Raw genomic sequence first — 20723 nt, 5'->3', positions numbered from 1 at the left:
GGCCGCCCCTAGAAGACGCGCGCGGCGTGCACGAGGATGAGGCCCAGCTGGTCATAGGTCACGGCCTCGGGGAATGTCGGCGCGTAGACGAGCTCGACCAGCGCCTTCATGTCGGCCTGGCTGTAGGGCGTGCCCGTGCGGTTGACGCGCGCGGCGAGGCGGTGGACCTCCTGGCGCACGCGGCCGAGCCTGTACGAGAGACGCGCGTAGAGGTCGATGCGCTCGACGGAGATGCCGCACTTGATGAGGTTCCTCGCGGCGTCGGACTCCACGAAGTCGTCGACGCAGCCCTTGAACGCCATGATGTTGTCTTGAATAAGCTGCAGGTCAAGCAGGGGAGCGTCGCTTTTCTTCGATGCCTGCAGGGCGTCGCAGGCCATCTGGATGTACGAGATGGACTCGGTCCCCAGGACGTCGCGCAGGCGCACGGCGTTGTCGTAGGCGGCGTCGAGCGAGTGGGCGATCGAGGCCGGGCAATCGCGGTCAAAGAGGCACGTCTGGAAGAACTCTTGCGGCGTCTCGGCGCAGCTGTCGAAGCCGAGCTCGGCGAGCTGGCCCTTCCACTCGTCGCCCTCGGCGTCCAGGGCGGCGTCGTAGGCGACCAGGATGAACTTCTGCGTCGTGTAGGCGCGCTCGACGTAGCGGCCGAGCCACAGCAAATGATCAGCCTTCTCGAGGGAAATGGTGGTCGTGGCCTGCGCGACGGCCGCGCCGCCGAACGAAGTTACTGAAGCACCCATGTGTCCTTGAAGCCCCCTCCCTGGGACGAGTTGACGATTGCGGAGCCCTCTTCGCGAGAGTAGCGGGTGAGGCCGCTCGGCCAGACCTCGGTCTTCTCGCCGGAGAGCACGAAGGCGCGAAGGTCCGCCTTGCGCGGGACGATCTGCCCGTCGATGTAGGTGGGCAGGCAGAGGAAATCGACGACCTCCTGGGCGATGAAGCGCCTGGGCTCTCGGCGTATGAGGGCCTTCAGGTCCTCGAGCTTATCCGGCTCCAGGCTGCTGCCGAAGACGACGCCGTAGCCGCCGGCCTCGGCGACGTCCTTGATGACGAGCGTGTCGGCATGCTCCATCACGTAGGCCATGTCGTCCGGGTAGAACGGCAGGTACGTGGGCGCGTTCTTGAGGATGGGCTTCTCGTTCAGGTAGTACTCGACCATCTTGGGCACGAAGTAATAGATGCCCTTGTCGTCTGCCGCGCCGTTGCCGGGCGCGTTGATGACGGCGACGTTGCCCGCGCGATAGGCGCTCATCAGGTTCGGGACGCCGATGAGCGAGTCCGCGCGGAAGCACAGGGGGTCGAGGAACTCGTCGGAGAGCCTGCGGTAGACGGCGCCGACGAGCTGGTTGCCCGCGCCGCCGCGGTAATACAGGCGCTCGTTCTCGACGAAGAGCTCCTGCGGCTCCGCGAGCACGGCGCCGGCCTTCTCGGCCAGGTAGGTGTGCTCGAAGTAGGCGGCGTTGAAGCGGCCGGGGGTGAGGATGACGTTCAAGCCGCCCGTGTTCACGTGGTCCATGACGCGGCGGAGTCGCTCGCCGTAGTCGCGGTTGTCGCGCAAAGGGGCGGTGCGAAACGTCTCTGCGTCGCAGCGGCGGCATAGGCCGCGGGCCACGAGCGGGTAAGAGGCGCCCGACGGGATGCGCAGGTTGTCCTCGAGGACGAACCACTCGTCGTTCTCGCCCTCAACGAGGTCGATGCCGCTGATGTGGCTGTAGATGCCGCCCGGCGGCGTGATGCCCTCGCACTGCGGCAAGTAGCCGGAGCTCGCGAAGGCGAAGTCCTCGGGGACGATGCCGTCGCGCACGATCTGCTTCTCGCCGTAGATGTCGGCAAGGTAGGCGTTCAGGGCGTCGACGCGCTGCGCGAGGCCTTGCTCGAGCTCCGCCCAGACGCTCGACTTGATGACGCGCGGGATGGCGTCGAACGGGAAGAGCCGCTCATTGAACTGGCCGTTCTTGTACAAACCGAACTTGACGCCGTAGCGCGCGAGCTGCTGGTTGATCTTCGGGGTATGCGAGAGCAGGCTCTCGTACACCGGAGCTTCTGAGGGCATAGGCACCCCTCTCCTGGGTCTTGCCGACGGTACGCTCCCTATGTTGGGCATCACGTGTTACGCCCTGAATGGCCGCTCGTTTCCCTCCCGTGAACGCTTGGTTCCGAAATGTAACGTCCGTCCCCGCCCGCGTTTGGGCGCAAAACGTACATTCCGGGGCCGAAATCCGGCGAGTAACGTACGCTTTACGCCCAAACGTAATTTCAGGTAGCTAACTTGCAAAGAGGTGCATTAAAGGGCTTCTAGCTGGGAAGACTCGCATCACCGATTGCGATGGTGGGGCGGCCGATGAGCAAGAAAATCGATGAGCAGGTAAGGGTCACGCTGGCGGAAGACGCGGCGAGAGGGGCGTGCACCTATCCGTATACCGACGCGTGCCGACGCTACCTTCGGCGAAGGCTCGACTCGGGCGGGCTCGTCTCGCCCATGCCCCATCTGTACGCCGCCGCCGATTTCTGGCGCGGGCTGACTCCGGAGGGCCGCGCGATTGCGAAGATGCGGGGCTTGGTGAGCCGCCACTGCGAGTGGATTTTCTGCGGCACATCCGCGGCGCTGCTCTACGGGCTCAGCGTCTCTCGCCGTTTGCTGGACACGATCGAGGTCATGAGCCCGAGCGGGACCAGGACTTACCACGGCGGCGCCGTTCGGGCGCATCATGCCGACATAGACGAGGAGCCGTGCGCTTTTGCGCGGGGCCTGCCCGTCACGTCGGTTGAGCGGACGCTGTTCGACTGCGCCCGGTCGCTGCCCCTGAGGGACTCCGTCGCCATCCTGGATTCCGCTTTAAGGATGGGGATTATCGATAAAGAGGCGCTCATTGCCTATGTGGACTCGAAGCCGGGCCGCAAGGGGTCGGCGAGGGCGCGCTTTGCCGCTCGTTTTGCGGACGGGCGCTCCGGCTCGGGCGGGGAGTCCGTCGCGCGCGCGGCCATGTGGGAGCTTGGGTTCGCGGCGCCCGACCTTCAGACGGAGTTTGTCGAGCCGGTGGGCGGGCACCGGTATTTCGCCGATTTCTGCTGGCGCACTCCCGAGGGGCGCGTGATCGTCGGCGAGCTGGACGGCGGCGAGAAGTACGTCGACCCCCGGATGACGGGCGGTCGCCCCGTCGAGGCGGTCATGCGGCAAGAGAGGCTGCGCGAGTCCCGTTTGACCGCGCTCGTCGATGCCGTCGTGCGTTTCTCGCCGGCTATGGTCGCCGATTCCGCCGGGTTCGCGCGCCTGCTCGAGACTTTCGGCGTGCCGCGCGATCGGCCTGCGCGCATATCCGTTGAGGAGCCGCCGCGCTTCGACGAGGTCCCTCTCGCCGCCTATGGTCTCGATTAGCTTCCTGAACCCGCGTTTGGGCGCAAAACGTACATTCCGGGGTCGAAATCCGGCAAGAAACGTACGTTTTACGCCCAAACGGGGCAACTCGACGGAGGGTCATTCGGGGGCCGGCGGGCGGCGGAGCAGTTTGCGGGCGCGGTCGGCCTCGGGGAAGGCGGCGTCGAGAAGGGCATGGAAGCGGGCGTTGTGGCTCGGCTCGGCGAGATGCGTCAGCTCATGGGCGACCACGTAGTCGAGGCATACGGGGTCGTAGGCCGCCAGGCGGATGTTGATCCGGATGCGGCCGGTCGCAGGCGTGCACGAGCCCCAGCGGGTCTTCATGTCGCGCAGCTGCCAGCCGCTTGCATGGAGGCCGCACGCCGACTCCATGCGGGCGACGACGGCGGGGAGGGCGGAGGCGACCTCGGCCCGATAGAGGGCGGCGACGTCTGTGCCGGGCGCGACCTCGGCCTTCTTGCCCCAGAGCATGACGCGGCCATCCTCGGCCTCGCTCGCGGCCTCCGCCTTCTTCGCGCATCGCTCGCGTGCGCGCTCGACCCACGCGGCGTGGGCATCGAGAAACGCCTGCGCCTCGGCGCGGCCCACGCGCCACGGCACGCTCATGCGCACGCTGCCGTCCGGCCGCACCCGCAGGTTGATGCGGCGCACGGCCCGGCGCTCGACCTCGACGTCTGCGCCGGCGACCTGCAGGATATATGTGTATCGGCTCGCCATGGGGCCATTCTACGACGCGGGTCCCGTAAACTTGTCCCGGTATCAGAAGCAAAGAAAGGAACGAGCACATGACCAACCCCGTGCAGCACGGCCCCGTCGAGGCCACCGAGACCACCCGCCCCGCCATCTACGGCAAGCGAGACGAGCTTCTCGCCGAGCTCTGCGGCCTGGGGGCAACGATGACGGGTGCCATGGCCGCCGTGCCGGGCTTCGTACCCTGCGGCCACGCCTTCGGCGTCGTGATCGACGGCCTCTACGCGAGCGTCGCCTGCGGCAGCGTCGAGCAGCTCGACCAGATCATCGAGGCCGTCCACGACCGCAGCGAGCACGTGAGCGCCCACCGCGGCGTCGAGGCCGGCGCCGTTGCCGCCCCCGCCTGCGACACCCCCGAGGCCGCCCTTCTGCTGGCCGCCGTCCGCGGCATGGCTGCCGACGTCTACTGCGCCATGGAGCTCGGCCGCATGGACGACGACGTGGACGTCCTTCTCGCCAATGCGCTGGCGGCCCTCGGAGCAGGCTTCGTGGACCACGAGCTGCTGACCCGCGCCGGCGCGGCCGCCGTTCGCGCCGCCGAGATGGCCCGCTAGGCAGCCCCGCCGCCCCGGTTGCAAAGAAAACGCCGCCGCTTGGTGCGCAGCCGCCCCGGCTGCAAAGAAAACGCCGCCGCTTGGTCTTCTCGAGGAGAAAATCGACCAAGCGGGGGCGTTTTCTCTGCGCCGCCCGCGATTTTTCACCAACGCGGCACGATTTCTTGGCGGCCCGTCTGCCTGGGGACCAACGCGGCGCGTTTTCTTTGCGGCCCTGACCCCGGGGGACCAACGCGGCGCGAGTTCTTGGCGCTAGCGGCCCCGCTCGCCCGGCACGGCGCCCCGCAACGGTTTTCTCGCGTTCCGCCGCCCCCCCCGATATGAGCGCACGGAATTTTGGGTAACAATCGATGGTAGTACCCCCAATAGAAAGAGGCGCCCCACCCATGCTGGAGCTCAAGAACATCAGTAAGCGCTACGTCACCCAGTCATTCACCCAGGTCGCGCTCGACAGCGTCAGCGTGTCTTTCCGCGACAACGAGTTCGTCGCCGTCCTCGGGCCCTCCGGCTCCGGCAAGACCACCATGCTCAATGTCGTCGGCGGCCTCGACCACTTCGACGACGGCGACCTGCTCATCGACGGCATCTCGACCAAGAACTACCGCGACCGCGATTGGGACGCCTACCGCAACAACCGCATCGGCTTCGTCTTCCAGAGCTACAACCTCATCCCTCACCAGACGATCCTCGAGAACGTCGAGCTCGCCCTCACGCTTTCTGGAGTGGGCCGTGCCGAGCGCCGGCGGCGCGCACGCGAGGCCCTGGAAAAGGTCGGCCTGGGGCAGCACGTCGACAAGCGCCCGGCACAGCTCTCCGGTGGCCAGATGCAGCGCGTGGCCATAGCACGCGCTCTTATCAACGACCCCGAGATTGTGCTTGCTGACGAGCCCACGGGAGCCCTCGACTCGGTCACGTCCGTGCAGGTCATGGACCTCCTCAAGGAGGTTGCCAAAGACCGCCTGGTCATCATGGTCACCCACAACCCCGAGCTCGCCTACCAATACGCCACCCGCATCGTCAACCTGGCCGATGGCCGCGTCATGGACGACTCCGACCCCTTCGACGCCCACTTGGCGCCCCGTCGCGAGGCCAAGGCCGGGCGCCGCACGTCCATGAGCTTTCTTACCGCCCTCGGCCTTTCGGCCCGAAACCTCCTCACAAAGAAGGGCCGCACGGCCATGACGGCCTTCGCGGGCTCAATCGGCATCATCGGCATCGCGGCGATCCTTGCGCTCTCGAACGGCGTCAACGAGTACATCGCGCGCGTCGAGGAGGAGACCCTCTCGAGCTACCCGCTCACCATCTCCAAGCAGAGCTACGACATGTCGAGCATGCTCGACGGCTCGTCCGACGACTCGTCGGGTGCCGGCTCTGACAAGACCGGCGCCTCCGAGGCGACCGCGCAGAACGGGCAGATCTCGGTCGTCACTTCCGTCAAGGACATGTTCGGCAGCGTCAAGTCCAACGACATGAAGGACTTCAAGGAGTTCCTCGACGCCGGCTGGGACGGCATGGACGCCGACGTCAACTCCGTCCAGTACAGCTACGACGTGAGTCCCATCATCTACAAGGCCGCCACGGGCGACGCGTCTGCGCAGAAGCTCGTGCCCAACCGGATGACGGAATCCCTCTCCACGGGCATGGCCTCCATGATGTCGAGCTCGACGTCGGGAACCGACGTCTTCAATGAGATGCTCGACGACCCCGAGCTCGTGCATTCCCAGTACAACGTCGTGGCTGGGCGCTGGGCCGAGTCCGCCGACGAGGCCGTGCTTGTGCTGTCCAAGAACGGCTCTGTGAGCGACTACACCCTCTATAGCATCGGCGCCCTCGACATCGAGGAGATGAACGACCTGGTCCAGGACTCGCTTTCCGGCAACACCGGCGAGGTCACCCTCTCGTCCGAGGACGCGACCTTCACCTACGACGACGCCCTGAGCTGCAGCTTCAAGGTCCTCTCCGCCTCCGATTGCTATCGCAAGAACGACGAGACGGGCGGCTGGACCGATATGTCCGACGACTCGGAGTACATGGTCGACAAGGTCGAGAGCGGCCTTGACCTGCGCATCGTCGGCGTCGTGCAGCCAAACGACGACAGCTCGAGCACGCTTTCGCCAGGCGTCGCCTACACCCACGCGCTCTCGCTCGAGCTCATGGAGCGCGCGGCGGGCTCCCAGATCGTGCAGCAGCAGATTTCCGACCCCGACCGCGACGTCTTTACCGGCAAGACCTTCTCGGAGCTGCAGGACGAGGCGAAGGAGGGCGTCGACCTCGAGAACATGTTCTCTATCGACGAGGAGGCCATCCAACAGGCCTTCAAGTTCGACGAGTCGGCGATCTCGGGCCTCACGGGCGAGATGGACCTCTCCGGCATGGACCTCTCGAACATCGACCTCTCGGGCATGAACATCGACCTCTCGGGTGTCGGCTCCGACATCGACTTCTCGAGCATCTCCTCCGGCGCGCCCGCGCCCGACCTTACCGAGGTCTTTAAGGACACCGAGCTCACGGCCGAGCAGATGCAGGCCGTGGGTCAGCTCTCCGTTGCCCTCTACCAGGGATTCCTTCAGTCCGATGAGTTCAAGTCCGTCAAGGACCCGACCAACACCGAGGAGGTCAACGCCGCTTATCAGAAGTACCTCGCCGAGAACGAGGACGCGAAGACCATCCTCACGCAGATCGGCGCCATCGGCGGCGCCTCCGTTGCCGAGAAGCTCCAGGCGGCCATGTCCGACTACATGCAGAACACCTTCGCGCCTTACTTGCAGCAATCCTTGCAACAAGCCATGAGCAAGATGAGCGAGGAGATCGCCTCGGCCGTCTCCATCCAGATTAAAGCGGCGATGACGCAGGTCATGGACCAGATCGCCACCCAGATGACGGAATCCATCACGGCTTACACCGAGCAGCTGAGCGGCGCGTTCTCCAACCTCGAGTCGGCCTTCTCGGTCGACTCCGACGCCTTCGCCTCGGCCATCACCTTCAACATGGACGCCGAGGACCTGGCCTCGCTCATCTCGAGCTACTCCAACGCGAACAAGCTCACCTACGAGAACAACCTCTCGACGCTCGGCTACGCTGACGAGTCCGACCCGAGCTCCGTGAGCATCTACCCTGTGGACTTCGAGGCCAAAGAGCGCGTGCTCAACCACATCGACGCGTATAACGAGCAGGTCAAGGCCGCAGGCGACGAGGACAAAGCCATCGTCTACACCGACTACGTGGGCATGCTCATGACCTCCGTCACCGACATCGTCAACATGATCAGCCTCGTGCTTATCGCCTTCGTGAGCATCAGCCTCGTGGTCAGCTCCATCATGATCGGCATCATCACCTACATCAGCGTGCTCGAGCGCAAGAAGGAGATCGGCATCCTGCGCGCCATCGGCGCCTCCAAGGGCAACGTGGCCAACGTCTTCAACGCCGAGACCTTCATCGAAGGTCTCATCGCCGGCGTTTTCGCCATCCTCGTCGTCGTCCTCGTGAGCATCCCGGTGAACGCCGCCGTGCTCGAGGGCTACGGTGTCGAGAACATCATGAGCCTGCCGCCGGCGGCCGCGGGCATCCTCATCTTGATCTCGATCGTCCTCACGGTGGTCGCGGGCCTTCTTCCCGCCCATAGCGCCAGCAAGAAGGACCCCGTCGAGGCCCTCCGCTCCGAATAAGGCGAAGGGGATTGTCCCCGTGTCTTATCCATTGATCGCCCCTCATGTGCGTTTATCGTGAAGAGCGAGCGTCCATGCCGCGCATAAATCCTTGACGTGAGCTGCGAATTTGTTATCCTAGCAACGTAATTGATGCTTTAAACGCAGGAAGTGGGGTGGAACGTCTCGCCCCGCTTCCTTTCTGTATGTTCACACCATGCTTGTGCGAGAAGGAGGCCACATGCCCAAAGCTGGCATCGACCAGGAGATCCTGGCAGCCCTCGAGGCCCGCGCGGCCGACCACGGCGTCGACGTCGTGGCCGTTGAGGTCGTCGGCGCCACCAAGAACCCGTGCGTGCGCGTCTATATAGACCATGCCGACGAGGAAGCCGAGACCATCACGCTCGACGAGGTCGCCGCCGAGACCGGCTGGATCGGCGAGTTGCTCGACGAGCTCGATCCGCTGCCCGCCGCCTACACCCTTGAGGTGAGCTCGCCGGGCATGGCGCGCCCTCTTCGCCGCGAGCGCGACTTTTCCCGCTTCGCCGGCAACGACGTGACCCTGACCACCACGGAGGGCCGCCGCAAGTACACCGGCGCCCTTAAGGGCTTCGAGGAGGGCGCGGTTATCCTCGAGGCCGACGGCGAACAGGTCCGCATCCCGCTCGACCAGGTAAAGAAGTGCAATATCAAGCCCGATTTCTCCGCCCAGAAGAAGAAGTAGGAAGGAACCACCCACATGGCATCTCAGATGATGGAAGCCCTCGAGCTCCTCTGCCAGGAGAAGCACATCGACCAGCTCTACCTGATTGACCGCCTCGAGCAGTCGCTCGCCAAGAGCTACGCCGATATCATGCACCTGCCCTTCGGCGCCCGCGTCACCATCGACCGCGCCACCGGCAACGTCTACGTCTATGAGCTCGTCCCCAAGGGCGAGGAGGACGAGAACGGCGACTACGCCGAGTTCGACGAGGTCGACGTTACCCCGGCCGACACCTCCCGCATCGCCGCCCAGCACGCCAAGGCCGAGATCCGTCAGATCGTGCGCAACGCGGCTCGCGAGCAGATTTACCAGGAGTTCTCCCAGCGCGTCGGCGATATCATCACCGGCACCGTGCTGCAGACCACGCCCGATTTCACCATCATCAAGATCCGCGAGGGCGTCGAGGCCGAGCTGCCGCACTTCGACCAGCGCCGCCACCCCGAGGAGATGAACGAGCGCCCCGCCGGCGAGCGCTACATGCACAACCAGCGCGTCAAGGCCATCATCATCGGCGTGCGCGACCCCAACGCCGCCCAGCCGACCGTCCGCGGCGAGCGCCAGCGCCCCTCCATCGTCGTCTCCCGCACGCACCCCGACCTTCTGCGCCGCCTCTTCGAGCTCGAGGTCCCCGAGGTCTACGACGGCATCGTCGAGGTCCGCTCCGTCGCCCGCGAGTCGGGCGTGCGCTCCAAGGTCGCCGTCTCCAGCAACGACGACCACCTCGATCCCGTCGGCGCTTGCGTCGGCCCCAAGGGCAGCCGCGTGCGCACCGTCGTCTCCGAGCTCCGCGGTGAGCGCGTCGACGTCGTCCTGTGGAGCGACGACCCCGCCAAGTGCGTCTCGGCCGCCCTTTCCCCGGCCCGCGTCTCTCGCGTGATCGTCGACGTCGAGGACAACTACGCGACCGTCGTCGTGCCCGATGACCAGCTCTCCCTCGCCATCGGCAAGGAGGGCCAGAACGCCCGTCTCGCCGCCCGCCTCACCGGCATGCACATCGACATCAAGAACGAGTCCATGGCCGCCGGCATCCTCCGCGAGGTCCCGCAGGCCACCGTCGAGGACTCCCTCATCGACGATGAGGAGGCCCACCGCTGCGAGTACGTCGGGGCCTCGGGCATCCAGTGCCGCAACATGGCGCGCCCCGGCTCGCGTTTCTGCGGCGTCCACGAGAACATGGACTCCGTCGAGGTCTCCGACGACCCCGATTCCCTGATCTAAGCGCAAAGCCCGATCAAGCTCGATAACCACCCGGGCAGCGCCCGCAGTCAAGGAAAGTAGGTCACATGCCTAAGACACGCGTAAATGTCCTCGCCAAGGAATACGGCATGACGAGCAAGGAGATGCTCGATCACCTCGCCGACATGAAGATCCCCGCCAAGTCCGCCTCCTCCACGCTCGAGGACGCTTACGTGGCCATGGTACGCAAGAAGCTCAAGCCCATCCTGGAGGCCCGCGCCGCCGAGATCGAGGCCGAGAAGAAGGCCGCCGCCGAGAAGGCCGCCGAGGAGGCTCGAATCGCCCGCGAGCAGGCCGAGAAGGAGCGCCTGGAGGCTGAGAAGCGCCGCGAGGCCGAGCGCGCCGAGGAGGAGCGCCGCCGCGCCGCCGAGGAGGCTGCCCGCAAGAAGGCCGAGGAGGAGCGCCTCGCCGCCGAGAAGGCCGCGGCCGAGGAGGCCGAGCGCAACCGCGTGAAGGACACCGCGCCCAAGTCCGCGCCGTCCTTCACGAGCCTGCTCGACCAGATCGCCCAGCAGGAGAAGGTCCTGAAGCAGCAGGCCGAGGAGGCCGCCTCCGCCAAGGCCGCAGCCAAGTCCGGCCGTGGCCGCAAGTCCGACGACCGCGGCGCCAAGCACGGCGGCGCCCCCGCCCCGCGTGGCGGCGCCCCCGCCCAGCGCGGCTCCGAGTCCGTCGCCCCCGCCCGCGACAACGGTTCCGACGCCGGCGCCGCCGACGGTCGCCGCAAGGGCAAGAAGGGCCGCCGCGGCGAGGAGGGCGGCGAGGACCGCTACTCCCGCATGGCCCGCGAGGCCGAGGCCTACAACCGCAGCAAGGTTTTCGAGGACGCCCGCGCCGCCGTCGAGGAGGCTTCCCGCGAGTCCTCCGGCCGCCGCAAGAAACGCAAGGAGCGCCGCCAGAAACAGGCCGAGCGCGCCGCTGAGCAGCAGCGCATCGAGGAGGCCATCGCCAACGACCAGGATCTCTCGCAGCTCGACATCGTCAAGGTCCCGCAGGGATCCACCGTGGCCGAGCTCTCCGAGCTCCTGGGCGTCCCCGCCAACGACATCATCAAGCGCCTGTTCCTGCTTGGCACCCCGCTCACCCTCACCGAGTCCATGTCCGACGAGCTCATCGAGCTCGTGGCCGAAGACCTCGGCCGCGACGTCAAGGTCATGACCAAGGAAGAGGAGAACTCCTTCACCTTCTACGACAACCCCGAGGACCTCGTTCCCCGCGCCCCCGTCGTTACCGTCATGGGTCACGTCGACCACGGCAAGACGTCGCTTCTCGACGCCATCCGCCACACCGGCGTCGCCGAGGGCGAGGCCGGCGGCATCACGCAAGCCATCGGCGCCTCCCAGGTCCACATCAACGGTCGCCAGATCACCTTCATCGACACCCCTGGCCACGCGACCTTCACGGCCATGCGTGCCCGCGGCGCCAAGGTGACCGATATCGTCATCCTGATCGTCGCCGCCGACGACGGTGTCATGCCCCAGACCATCGAGTCCATCAACCACGCGAAGGCCGCGGGCGTGCCCATCGTCGTTGCCGTCAACAAGATCGACAAGCCCGGCGCCAGCCCCGACAAGGTCCGCCAGGAGCTCACCGAGTACGGCATCGTCCCCGAGGAGTGGGGCGGCCAGAACATGTTCGTCAACATCTCCGCCAAGAAGAAGGTCGGCATCGACGAGCTGCTCGAGACCGTCCTTCTGCAGGCCGACGTCCTCGAGCTCAAGGGCAACCCCGACACCTTCGCCTCCGGCAACGTCCTCGAGGCCAAGCTCGATAAGGGCCGTGGCTCGGTGGCCACCGTCCTCGTCACCCGAGGCACCCTGCGCGTCGGCGACGCCCTCGTGGCCGGCATGACCTTCGGTCGTGTCCGCGCCATGCTCGACCCCAAGGGCAACCCCGTGACCGAGGCCGGCCCATCCGACGCCGTCGAGATCTTAGGCCTGCAGTCGGTGCCCAACGCCGGCGACGAGTTCCGCGTCTTCCAGGACGACCGCGAGGCCCGCGCCCTAGCCGACGAGCGCGCCCTCAAGGCCCGCATCGAGGAGCAGAACCGCGTCAAGCACGTCACCCTCGAGAACCTCTTCGCGACCATGGCCGACGCCGAGGTCAAGGAGCTCAGCCTCATCATCAAGGCCGACGTCCAGGGCTCCATCGAGGCTCTTCAGGACTCGCTCGACAAGATGGACCAGTCCGAGGTGCGCATCAACACGATCCACTCCGCCGTCGGCGCCATCAACGAGACCGACGTCACCTTGGCCGACGCCTCCAACGCCATCATCATCGGTTTCGGCGTGCGCCCGGACGCCAAGGCCCGCAACGCCGCCGACCGCGACGGCGTTGAGATCCGCTGCTACGACGTCATCTATAAGGCTCTCGAGGACCTCGACGCCGCACGCATCGGTATGCTGAAGCCGACCGAGGTCGAGGTCTCCACCGGCACCGCCGCCGTTCTCGACACCTTTAAGGTGCCCAAGGTCGGCATCGCCGCCGGCGTCCGCATCGAGGAGGGCGAGATCGCCGCGACCGACTCCGTGCGCCTTGTGCGCGACGGCATCGTCGTCTACAACGGCGCCATCGCTTCCATGCGCCACTACAAGGACGAGGCCAAGAGCCTGCGCTCCGGCATGGAGGGCGGCATCGGCTTGGAGAACTTCCAGGACATCAAGCCCGGTGACCTCATCGAGGGCTACCGTATCGACCGGGTCGCCCGTACGGAGTAGCAGATGAAGCAGAACCGCAACTCCCGCAGGGTCAACGAGCAGGCGCGCGAGAAGCTCGCCAACATCCTGCTCTTCGAGATTTCCGACCCCGAGCTCTCGCTCGTCACCATCACGGGCGTGGAGGTCTCGGTCGACAAGTCCTTCATGCGCGCCTACGTCGCGTGCGACGCCGACCGCTACGATGAGGTCGGCGCGGCCCTGGCGCGCGCCAGGGGGCGCATCCGCTCGCTTCTGGGCCGCAGCCTCGGCTGGCGCGTGACTCCGGAGCTCGATTTCCGTATCGACCCATCCACCGACGAGGCCGAGCGCATCGCCCGCGCCCTCGAGGTCGTTCCCCCGACCATCGGCGTCGAGAAAGACGAGTTCGGCTACCCCGTCCAGGCGGACGTGGCCGACGATGCCGACGAAGGCGACGGCGACGTCGCCGAGGACGAGGCATAAGTACGAGGAATAGGGGACCAAAGCCTTGATGCTCACCTCAAACATCGGGCAGGAGGCGGCCGAGTTCGACCGCGTCCGTGCCCTCATCGAAGAGGCATCCGGCATCGCCGTCTGCGCGCACACGTCGCCGGACGGCGATGCCATCGGTTCGTGCCTCGCCCTCGCCGAGATCATCGAGAGCCAGTGGCCGGACAAGTCCGTCACGGTGCTTCTTGCCGATGACGACGACGTGCCGCGCACGTATTCGTTCTTGCCGGGCGTCGAGCGGCACGTGCACGTGGCCGACTACGACCGCGACCCGGACCTCTTCATCTGCGTCGACCTCTCGCAGCCTTCGCGCCTGAACCTCGCCGAGGCCGTGCTGGCGCGCGCGAAGAAGGTCGCCGTGCTCGATCACCACCCTTCCAGCGAGTGCTTCTGGGACGCCGGCGTCGTGCGCCCGGACGCAGCGGCCGCGGGCGTCATCGTTGCCGAGTTCGCGCTGCATGTGGGCACGGGGCTTACCGCCACGATGGCCCAGAACCTCATGTGCGCCATCGTGACCGATACGGGCCGCTTCCAGTACTCGAACGCGGACGGCGAGGCCTTCGAGGTCGCGAGCATGCTCGTCGACGCGGGCGCCTCTCCCTCCGAGATCGCGCTGCACGTCTATCAGAGCGACCGTCTGGCCTATATCCACCTGTGCGCCGTCATCATGGCCCGCATCTCGACTTTCGGGCACGGCAAGATCGCCTACAGCTACGCGACCGCCGCGGACTTCAAGGCCAACGACGTGCCGCTTGCCGAGTGCGACGGTCTGATCGACCTGGTGCGCTGCGTCGACGGCTCCGAGGTCGCGCTCTTCCTCAAGGAGGTTCCCGGGGGCAAGGTCCGCGGCAACCTGCGCTCCAAGTGCGACCTGGACATCTCGGGCATCGCGCGCGAGCTCGGCGGCGGCGGCCACAAGGCGGCTGCCGGCTTTACCGTCGAGGGCACCATCGACGACGCCCTCGCAGCCGCCCTGCCCCGCCTGCACCAGCTTTTCGTCGAGGCCGGCGAGGCGCAAGGGGAGGCCAATTGAGGCGCGGCCCGAGCGCGGTGAACGCGCTCATCGCCGTCGATAAACCGCTGGGCCTCTCGAGCCACGATGTGGTCAACCGCGTGCGCCGCGCCGTGGGCGAGAGGCGCGTCGGCCATGCCGGCACGCTCGACCCCGACGCCTCCGGCGTCCTCGTCGTCGGCATCGGGCAGGCGACGAAGCTCTTGGGCCTGCTCGTGCTCGACCGCAAGGGCTACCGGGCCCGCATAGAGTTCGGCTCCGCGACCGACACCGACGACGCGCAAGGCGAGGTCATCGAGCGCGCCGAGGTTGCCCCAGAGCTTCTCGACGCCGAATACGCCGCAGGTCAGGTGGCACATCTTGTGGGCGAGACCGACCAAATCCCGCCCGCATACTCCGCTATCTCGGTGAGCGGCAAGCGCGCCTACGCCTTGGCCCGCGAGGGCAAGGAGGTCAAGCTCAAGAGCCGCCGCGTGACCATCCATGCCGCCCGGCTCGTCTGCGTCGAGGGGGGCCGCGACGGCGAGCCGATCGTGTGGACCTGCGACTTCGACGTCTCGAAGGGCACCTACATACGCAGCATCGCGCGCGACCTCGGCCGCTCGCTCGGCACCTGCGCCCATCTCTGCGGCCTTGTGCGCACGAGCGCCGGCGGCATCGGGCTCGCCGACTGCGTGGGGCTCGATGAGCTCACCGAGAAGGGCGCCGTGCTCGTGTCCGAGCGAGGCCTCGACCCCGTGGCCGCGCTGGGGCTTGCCGCCCGCGCCGTCGAAGTGGGCGAGGTAGCCGACATCGCCTGCGGCCGAAAGATTCCGATGGGAATCGTGACCTGCGGCGCATTGAGCCGTGAACCCAAGCCGCGCGAGTCTGTCGCGCTCGTGTGGGACCATGCGCTCGTGGGCATCTGGGAGCGCCGCGGGCTCGAGCTCGCCTGTTCCGTCAACTTCCCGCAGGCCATCGAGGGGGTGCGCTGATGCTCGACGAAGAGATCCTCGCGCTTTGCGAGTCCGCGCCGCTTTCGCCCGAGCGCGCCGCCGAGCTCGTGGGGGCTTATCCCGGCGTTGCAGACTATGACAACGTCAACTGTGCGTTTTCGCGCTGCGACGGGCGCGCTCGCGGCACCTTCTACGGCCAGGGCGACCTCAGCGGCGCCTGGGTCTGCGCCGTGGGGGCCTTCGACGGCTTCCACCTCGGCCACCAGGCGCTTATTGCCCGCGCCCGCAAAGAGGCCGAGGCGCTCGGCGCCCGCGTCTGCGCCGTCACCTTCTCGCCCGATCCCTCCGAGGTGCTGGGGAGCCCCGCGCCCGCAAGCAGGCTCATGGACACCCGCCACCGCGCCGAGCTGCTGCTTCGCGGCGGCGCCGACGGCGTGCTGGAGTTCGAGTTCGACGAGGCTTTCTCCGCCCTTACCTACGACGAGTTCGTGCGCGAGGCGCTCCTCAAGCTCGTGGACGCACGCGCCATCGTCGTCGGCTCCGACTTTTGCATGGGCGCCCACGGCGCGGGCACCGTCGATGCGCTCCGCGCCCTCGGCCGCGAGCTCTCCGTTGAGGTCATAGGCCTCGATCTTCTCGGCGAGGACGGCGCCCCCGTTACCGCGACGCGTATCCGCGGCCTTGTGCGCAAAGGTAGCGTCGAGGCGGCGGCCGGTCTCATGGGCCGCTGCCCTGCCTTTACGGGACACGTGGAGCGCGGCAGGGGAGAGGGGACGTCTTTTGGCTTCCCGACTGCCAACGTGATCACCGACATGCACAATTGCCTGCCTGAGCAGGGCGTCTACGCCGGCTTCGTGACGCCTCTCGGCGAGTACCCCCTCTATGCCTATCCTGCCGCCATCAACGTGGGCCTCCCCCCGACGTTTCTTTGGGAAGACTCCGACCTCGACCTGACCGCTGTGTCGTTTTTGGAGGCGAACCTCATCGGCTACGAGGGCGACCTCTACGGCTCCGACGTCGCCGTCACCTTGATCCGGTGGCTGCGCGACTCACGGCCTTTCGACTCGCTCGAGGAGCTCAAGCGGACCGTCCTCGGCAATATCGACTGGGTCCGCGGCTGTCTCGGCGACGCCGGCGTGCATATCGACGAGGGCGAGGTGGAGCGATGATCGGCGACGAGGACAAGGAGAAGGTCCGCCAATCGACCGACTTCGTGCAGCTTGTGGCCGAGACGGTCGAGCTTCGCCAGCGCGGCCAGGAGTTCTGGGGCTGCTGCCCCTTCCACGGCGAGAAGAGCCCGTCGTTTAAGGTGAACCCCAACACGGGCCTGTGGCACTGCTTCGGCTGCGGCGAGGGCGGCGACGTGTTCAGCTACGTGCAGAAGCGGGAGAACCTCGAGTTCCCCGACGCCATCCGCTACCTCGCCGACCGCGCGGGCATCGAGCTCGTCGAGGAGCGCGGGCGCTCCCGCGGGCCAAAGCGAAACCGCCTCATCGAGTGCCTCGCCGAGGCCCAGTCGTTCTACGCGACTATGCTCATGCGCGGCCGCGGGGAGGGTCCCGACTCGGCGCGCGCGTATTTCTCGTCGCGCGGCTTCGGCGGCGACGTGTGCCGGCGCTGGGGGCTGGGGTTTGCCCCGGGCCGCGGCGCCCTCGTTCGCCATCTTCGCGAGAAGGGCTTCTCACCTGCCGAGATGATGGCCGCCGACCTCGCGCTCGATCGCAACGGCAGGCCTTCCGACCGCTTCTACAACCGCGTGATGTTTCCCATCAACGACGAGATGGGCCGCCCGATCGCCTTCGGCGGCCGCGTCATCGGCCCCAAGAAGGACACCGCCAAGTACGTGAACACCCGCGACACCTCCGTGTTCAACAAGGGCAAGCACCTCTTCGCCTACGATCGCGCCAAGGAGACCATGGCCGCGACGGGCGAGGCGGTTGTCTGCGAGGGCTATACCGACGTCATCTCGATGCACGAGAACGGCCTTACCAATGCCGTGGCCGCGCTCGGCACCGCTTTTAGGCTCGACCACATCAAGCTGATGGAGCGCCAGCGCGTGAACCGCATCATCTGCATGTTCGACGGCGACGCCGCGGGCCAGCGCGCCGCCGAGAGAGCTGTGCAGTTCATCGACAAGACCACGGCTGAGCTCCGCTGCGTCGTCTTGCCGGGCGGCCAGGACCCTATGGAGTTTCTCGCCCAGCACGATGCCTCTGAGCTGCGCTCCATTCTGGATGAGGCGCGCCCGCTCATGGACTTCGTCTTCGACAAGCGCCTCTTTGGCGTCGACCTCGGGGTGCCGGGCCAGCGCGTGGCCGCACTGGGCGAGATGGCCCGTGTACTCGCCCCGCTCAAGCGCTCTGTCGTCATGCCCGAGTACGCAGAGCGGCTCGCGGCGACGCTCGCCATGGACGTCGAGGACGTCAAGGAGGCTATTCGCCAGGCCCCAGAGTCCTCTGGCGACGATTCCGCTCAGCGCGGCCGCAGCTCCTGGAACCGCGCGGCAGGCCGCGGGCCCGCAATGCTGCCGCGCTCGAACCCCCGCTTCGCCGAGTCCCAGGCCCGCGCGGTCGGGGCGGACCTGCCGGCGCGGACCGGTTCCTACGGCGACGAGGTGCCCGTCGAGGCCTACGACTATCTGCCCTCCGAGGCCCACGATGAGGGCTATGCCCCGGCCGAGCGACTCGCTTACGGCTCTGCGCCTTCCTATATCCCCCAGCTCTCCGAGGCCGACCGGAGGCAACTCGAGGCCGAGGGCGAGCTCCTGTGCGCCCTGGCCGCCAAGCCCGAAACGGCGAGGTCCTACGCGGAGCGACTCGCCGACGTCTCCTGGGCCGATTCGCGCAACGAGGCGATGGCCTGGGCCATGCTCTCGACGCCTGCGGGCGCCTCCCCGGCCGAGGTCGTGGCGGCGGCAGCAGCGGTCGAGCCCGAGGCCCCGCGCATACTCTCCGCCGGCCGGGTCATGAGCGAGGAGGGGATGGGCGACTATCAGAAGCTCGACCTCGTCGTCGACACGCTCGAAGAGCTCTCGTGCGCGCGCCGCGTCGCGGCGATCCGCGCAAAGATGGCGACCGCACCCGATGAGGAGCAGAACGCGCTTCTTGCCGAGGCCACCAGGCTCCAGGCCCGCGCCAACGAGCTGCGAATTCACCTTTCTTCCAGCGTTTCATAAGAAATTTTTCGGGTATACTTAGAAAGTTACTGCGTCGAAGGGAAATACGTGGCAGCTAAGAAGACCAACGATACGGTCAGGCTCTCCGATGAACTCGAGAAGATCGTCACCGGGCTCGTGGGCGACGCCAAGGGCGGCAGCGTCTCCGAGGACGATGTCCAGCTCGCTATCCAGGACATCGATGTCGACGGCGACGAGCTCGACGACATCTACGAGAGCTTGCGCTCCAAGGGCGTCGAGGTCGTGGAGGCCGAGTCGAGCGACTCTTCCCAGGATTTCTCCTCCGATTCCGACATCGACGACGACTTCGGCGACGATGACGACGATGACGAGGAGGATGACGAGGACGGCGGCTACGACGACGATGAGCGCGACTCCGAGGCCGTCAGCGAGGCCAAGGCCATCAAGGAGGCCATGCGCTCCGTAGGCAAGGCCAAGACCTCCAAGCCCAAGCGCTCCAGCCGCGCCCGCGCGCGCCGCACCGACACCTCGACCGTCATGCTCACCGGCGACCCGGTCCGCATGTACCTCAAGGAGATCGGCAAGGTCGACCTGCTCACCGCATCCGAAGAGGTCAACCTGGCTATGAAGATCGAGGCCGGCACCGAGGCCTCCGAGAAGCTCGAGGCCGCAGAGAACGGCGAGATCGAGCTCACCCGCGCCGAGCAGCGCCGCCTCATGCGCATCGAGTCCGTGGGCCTCGAGGCCAAACAGCAGCTTATTTCCGCCAACCTGCGCCTGGTCGTGTCCATCGCCAAGCGCTACGTCGGCCGCGGTATGCTGTTCCTCGACCTTATCCAGGAGGGTAACCTGGGCCTGATCCGCGCTGTCGAGAAGTTCGACTACACCAAGGGTTTCAAGTTCTCGACCTATGCGACCTGGTGGATTCGCCAGGCCATCACGCGCGCCATTGCCGATCAGGCGCGCACCATCCGCATTCCGGTACACATGGTCGAGACCATCAACAAGCTTATCCGCGTGCAGCGCCAGCTGCTCCAAGACCTCGGCCGCGACCCGACCCCCGAGGAGATCGGCGCCGAGATGGGCATGACGCCCGACCGAGTGCGCGAGATCCAGAAGATCAGCCAGGAGCCCGTCTCTCTCGAGACTCCCATCGGTGAGGAGGAGGATTCCTCCCTCGGCGACTTCATCGAGGACTCCACCGCCGTGGCCCCGCCTGATGCCGCTTCCGACTCGATGCTTCGCGAGCAGCTCGACCAGGTGCTCGACTCCTTGGCCGACCGTGAGCGCAAGGTCATCAAGTTCCGCTTCGGCCTCGAGGACGGCCACCCGCGCACCCTCGAGGAGGTCGGCCGCGAGTTCGGCGTCACGCGCGAGCGCATCCGCCAAATCGAGTCCAAGACCCTGGCCAAGCTTCGCCACCCGAGCCGCTCCGGCAAGCTCAAGGATTACATGGAAGACTAACTTTCCTTTGATGGGCTCCGGTTTACCGGGGCCTTATTTGCACACTTCGAGACGTTTGGGCTAACCTAGCCCGATTTTGCTCGGCGCCCGCTGTCACGGTGTGTAAGCTGGGTCTGTAATCGAAAGGGGCCTGTTATGAAGAAGAGACTTGCCGCGCACCTTGTCTTCCTGGCGCTCGCGATACTCGTTTGTTTGCCGCTCGTCGCTTGCTCGGGCTCGTCCACGGGCGATTCCGATGCGCTCAAGCAAAAGATCGAGTCCACGCTCGCGGAGCTCAAGTCCTGCGAGGGAGAGCCCTTTTCGCTCGCCGAGCAGGCTGTGGCCGATGCGGGGATACAGGAATACCTCGACGATGTGGGACTAACCGACGAGGAACTCTGCCGCGCGTATCTCGACAGCTTCGACTATCAGGTCGGGGAGGTGTCCGTCACGGGCTCGAGTGCTCAGGCCAAGGTGACCTTCACGCGCCGCTCCATCACCGCGATCGCCAAGGCCTATCTGCTTTCCGGCAAGGCCAACGCCGAGGAGGGCAAGCAGGTGATTCTCGACGCCATCGATTCGACCGTGTCCGAGCAGAAGGAAGCGACCATCTACATCTCCAAGACGGATGGGGGAGAGTGGGACGTGACCGGCGCTTTGTCCGAGTCGCTCCACTCGGTTTGCCTATAACT

The 20723-nt window shown here is 66.5% G+C and carries 16 protein-coding genes; 13 read left to right on the top strand and 3 right to left on the bottom strand.

Features of this window, described 5'->3' with window-relative positions:
• Positions 1–8 precede the first annotated feature (8 nt).
• Together U5709_RS09285 and U5709_RS09280 are read right to left on the bottom strand one after the other, a co-directional pair.
• A complete protein-coding gene (locus U5709_RS09285) occupies positions 9–740 on the bottom strand; it encodes an alpha-E domain-containing protein (protein ID WP_321970837.1) in 732 nt (243 codons plus the stop codon).
• Positions 725–2053, bottom strand: coding sequence for a circularly permuted type 2 ATP-grasp protein (locus tag U5709_RS09280; protein WP_321973262.1), 1329 nt, complete (start codon positions 2051–2053; stop codon positions 725–727). The genes U5709_RS09285 and U5709_RS09280 overlap by 16 nt, the downstream gene beginning before the upstream one ends.
• 288 nt (positions 2054–2341) lie before the next feature.
• Between U5709_RS09280 and U5709_RS09275 the strand changes: the two genes are divergently transcribed.
• Entirely contained in the window at positions 2342–3376 is a 1035-nt protein-coding gene (locus U5709_RS09275) for a hypothetical protein (protein ID WP_321973261.1), read from the top strand.
• Positions 3377–3475: 99 nt separating this feature from the next.
• Here U5709_RS09275 and U5709_RS09270 read toward each other — a convergent pair whose 3' ends face one another.
• Complete coding sequence (locus tag U5709_RS09270) at positions 3476–4093, bottom strand: SprT family zinc-dependent metalloprotease (protein WP_321970840.1); 618 nt, start codon at positions 4091–4093, stop codon at positions 3476–3478.
• A gap of 68 nt (positions 4094–4161) precedes the next feature.
• On the opposite strand from U5709_RS09270, the gene U5709_RS09265 reads away from it, so the two are divergent.
• The 12 genes from U5709_RS09265 to U5709_RS09210 all read left to right on the top strand — a co-directional run bounded on the left by U5709_RS09265 (position 4162) and on the right by U5709_RS09210 (position 20721).
• Positions 4162–4680 (top strand): hypothetical protein, encoded by a 519-nt coding sequence (locus tag U5709_RS09265; RefSeq protein ID WP_321973260.1) that lies wholly within the window; start codon positions 4162–4164, stop codon positions 4678–4680.
• 386 nt (positions 4681–5066) lie between these two features.
• On the top strand, positions 5067–8345 hold the full coding sequence (locus U5709_RS09260; protein ID WP_321973259.1) for an ABC transporter ATP-binding protein/permease: 3279 nt from the start codon (positions 5067–5069) through the stop codon (positions 8343–8345).
• A gap of 220 nt (positions 8346–8565) precedes the next feature.
• Positions 8566–9048, top strand: coding sequence for a ribosome maturation factor RimP (rimP, locus tag U5709_RS09255; RefSeq protein WP_321970843.1), 483 nt, complete (start codon positions 8566–8568; stop codon positions 9046–9048).
• A 15-nt stretch (positions 9049–9063) separates the two neighbouring features.
• Positions 9064–10305 (top strand): transcription termination factor NusA, encoded by a 1242-nt coding sequence (gene nusA / locus U5709_RS09250; protein WP_321970844.1) that lies wholly within the window; start codon positions 9064–9066, stop codon positions 10303–10305.
• A gap of 65 nt (positions 10306–10370) precedes the next feature.
• Positions 10371–13037 (top strand): translation initiation factor IF-2, encoded by a 2667-nt coding sequence (gene infB, locus U5709_RS09245; RefSeq protein WP_321970845.1) that lies wholly within the window; start codon positions 10371–10373, stop codon positions 13035–13037.
• A gap of 3 nt (positions 13038–13040) precedes the next feature.
• Complete coding sequence (gene rbfA, locus U5709_RS09240) at positions 13041–13478, top strand: 30S ribosome-binding factor RbfA (protein WP_321970846.1); 438 nt, start codon at positions 13041–13043, stop codon at positions 13476–13478.
• A gap of 28 nt (positions 13479–13506) precedes the next feature.
• Positions 13507–14538: a DHH family phosphoesterase gene (locus U5709_RS09235; RefSeq protein WP_321970847.1), complete on the top strand. Its 1032-nt coding sequence runs from the start codon at positions 13507–13509 to the stop codon at positions 14536–14538.
• Positions 14535–15491: a tRNA pseudouridine(55) synthase TruB gene (truB, locus tag U5709_RS09230; RefSeq protein ID WP_321973258.1), complete on the top strand. Its 957-nt coding sequence runs from the start codon at positions 14535–14537 to the stop codon at positions 15489–15491. Before U5709_RS09235 ends, truB begins: the two co-directional genes overlap by 4 nt.
• Positions 15491–16621, top strand: a complete 1131-nt coding sequence (gene ribF / locus U5709_RS09225) for a bifunctional riboflavin kinase/FMN adenylyltransferase (protein WP_321970849.1) — start codon at positions 15491–15493, stop codon at positions 16619–16621. Before truB ends, ribF begins: the two co-directional genes overlap by 1 nt.
• Positions 16618–18627, top strand: coding sequence for a DNA primase (gene dnaG, locus U5709_RS09220; RefSeq protein WP_321970850.1), 2010 nt, complete (start codon positions 16618–16620; stop codon positions 18625–18627). Before ribF ends, dnaG begins: the two co-directional genes overlap by 4 nt.
• Before the next feature lie 48 nt (positions 18628–18675).
• The gene (rpoD, locus tag U5709_RS09215) at positions 18676–20052 is read left to right on the top strand and encodes an RNA polymerase sigma factor RpoD (protein ID WP_321970851.1); all 1377 of its coding nucleotides are present in this window, start codon (positions 18676–18678) and stop codon (positions 20050–20052) included.
• A 135-nt stretch (positions 20053–20187) separates the two neighbouring features.
• Complete coding sequence (locus tag U5709_RS09210; RefSeq protein ID WP_321970852.1) at positions 20188–20721, top strand: hypothetical protein; 534 nt, start codon at positions 20188–20190, stop codon at positions 20719–20721.
• Positions 20722–20723 lie beyond the last annotated feature (2 nt).

Origin of the sequence: Paratractidigestivibacter sp. (assembly GCF_963660155.1) — a bacterium.
In the GTDB taxonomy this organism is placed as follows: Bacteria; Actinomycetota; Coriobacteriia; order Coriobacteriales; family Atopobiaceae; genus Paratractidigestivibacter.
This window is presented reverse-complemented; position numbering and strand designations above follow the sequence as displayed.

Excerpts from the sequence above, each read along its gene's own strand:
- nusA (WP_321970844.1), top strand. The coding sequence starts at position 9,064 with ATGGCATCTCAGATGATGGAAGCCCTCGAGCTCCTCTGCCAGGAGAAG.
- infB (WP_321970845.1), top strand. The coding sequence starts at position 10,371 with ATGCCTAAGACACGCGTAAATGTCCTCGCCAAGGAATACGGCATGACG.
- U5709_RS09210 (WP_321970852.1), top strand. The coding sequence starts at position 20,188 with ATGAAGAAGAGACTTGCCGCGCACCTTGTCTTCCTGGCGCTCGCGATA.
- U5709_RS09265 (WP_321973260.1), top strand. The coding sequence starts at position 4,162 with ATGACCAACCCCGTGCAGCACGGCCCCGTCGAGGCCACCGAGACCACC.
- U5709_RS09280 (WP_321973262.1), bottom strand. The coding sequence starts at position 2,053 with ATGCCCTCAGAAGCTCCGGTGTACGAGAGCCTGCTCTCGCATACCCCG.
- U5709_RS09260 (WP_321973259.1), top strand. The coding sequence starts at position 5,067 with ATGCTGGAGCTCAAGAACATCAGTAAGCGCTACGTCACCCAGTCATTC.
- rimP (WP_321970843.1), top strand. The coding sequence starts at position 8,566 with ATGCCCAAAGCTGGCATCGACCAGGAGATCCTGGCAGCCCTCGAGGCC.
- U5709_RS09270 (WP_321970840.1), bottom strand. The coding sequence starts at position 4,093 with ATGGCGAGCCGATACACATATATCCTGCAGGTCGCCGGCGCAGACGTC.
- rbfA (WP_321970846.1), top strand. The coding sequence starts at position 13,041 with ATGAAGCAGAACCGCAACTCCCGCAGGGTCAACGAGCAGGCGCGCGAG.
- U5709_RS09235 (WP_321970847.1), top strand. The coding sequence starts at position 13,507 with ATGCTCACCTCAAACATCGGGCAGGAGGCGGCCGAGTTCGACCGCGTC.
- U5709_RS09285 (WP_321970837.1), bottom strand. The coding sequence starts at position 740 with ATGGGTGCTTCAGTAACTTCGTTCGGCGGCGCGGCCGTCGCGCAGGCC.
- U5709_RS09275 (WP_321973261.1), top strand. The coding sequence starts at position 2,342 with ATGAGCAAGAAAATCGATGAGCAGGTAAGGGTCACGCTGGCGGAAGAC.
- dnaG (WP_321970850.1), top strand. The coding sequence starts at position 16,618 with ATGATCGGCGACGAGGACAAGGAGAAGGTCCGCCAATCGACCGACTTC.
- ribF (WP_321970849.1), top strand. The coding sequence starts at position 15,491 with ATGCTCGACGAAGAGATCCTCGCGCTTTGCGAGTCCGCGCCGCTTTCG.